1 pseudogene is annotated in these 1,096 nt (G+C 42.8%); it reads right to left on the reverse strand.

What is annotated here, in order from left to right:
• Positions 1 to 156 precede the first annotated feature (156 nt).
• Positions 157 to 1,096: pseudogene (locus AB5935_RS25075) on the reverse strand (dolichyl-phosphate-mannose--protein mannosyltransferase); the annotation flags it as partial.

A 1,096-nucleotide genomic window follows, 5' to 3' on the forward strand; every position in this document is an offset into this window, starting at 1 on the left:
AGACTCAGCAGGAACTTACTTATGATATCGGTAACGGCAAATTGAATGCTGTTCCGATGGATGATAGCTTTTTGCCTTTAAAAGAATATAGTTTTTCCATGCTCCAATCGGCGGAGTTCCTTGTGAAGCATGGAAAAACGCTTCATTCTATACCTTTTACTCAACAATAGGAGTCGTTTCGGTATTTTCAGGCTGTTGGTTTTTAACGAACTTGTATATCTTGGCTATTTGCCGGAGTACTCGTTTAGGGGATTCATATACCTCCTCAAACTGATACCCTTCTTTCTCGAATTCGGGAAGATATTTCTCTGCATCATTCGTGCCGATTAACAAGAAACCTTCCGAAGGACGTTTCTCATAGAAGTTGTCGAGACGATTGTGCAGATAGAAATTGAGTTCGAAATAATGTACGGGGTCACCTGCTGCATGCAGACTTTCTTCAATGAATTCGTACATCGTTCCTTCGCTTTCCGGCGCAACCTTTTCTATTTCTGTAGCGATGAATTTGACCGACTTCGAATTTAATGCTGCCGGCTGATAAGCACCGTCCAATGCAAGGTATAATCCCATTGTAAGCACAACGAGAGCGTATAGGAAACGGTTGTTCAATGCATTTTTCCGTTGATAGAACCACCAGTAGATACCGAGAATGGTAGGAATGGCAATCAGGAATAAGGCCCCTGCTCCGCTGATATTCTGTATTGCACGCATGAAATTAATATTGTCCTGCGCGTGACGACCCTTTTAATACGATGAAGCAGGTGAACAGTAGCAGGCTGATTACTGCAAGAATACTTCCGTATACCTTGATGACTTTAGATTGCTTCTTGACCAGATAGAATAGATATTTGGCAAGGAAATAAGCAATGAAAGGATAGATCGGCATCAGATATACACTACGTTTGCTCTGCGGAATACAGTAGAAGACGAAGATTACAACGATACTGGTGAAAGAGAATAAATCCACCGGGTCCATATTCTTTATCCATGTGGTGAAGCGTTTCCACCAGGCTGCCGGTTGGATGCTGAATTTATGGTAAGTCAGGCTGAACAGGGAGAGCACGACTAACAGTGTCCAGGGAACGTATCCGGCAAA

Source organism: Phocaeicola sp. RTP21198st1_B8_RTP21198_201120, assembly GCF_040929485.1.
GTDB lineage: Bacteria > Bacteroidota > Bacteroidia > Bacteroidales > Bacteroidaceae > Phocaeicola > Phocaeicola dorei.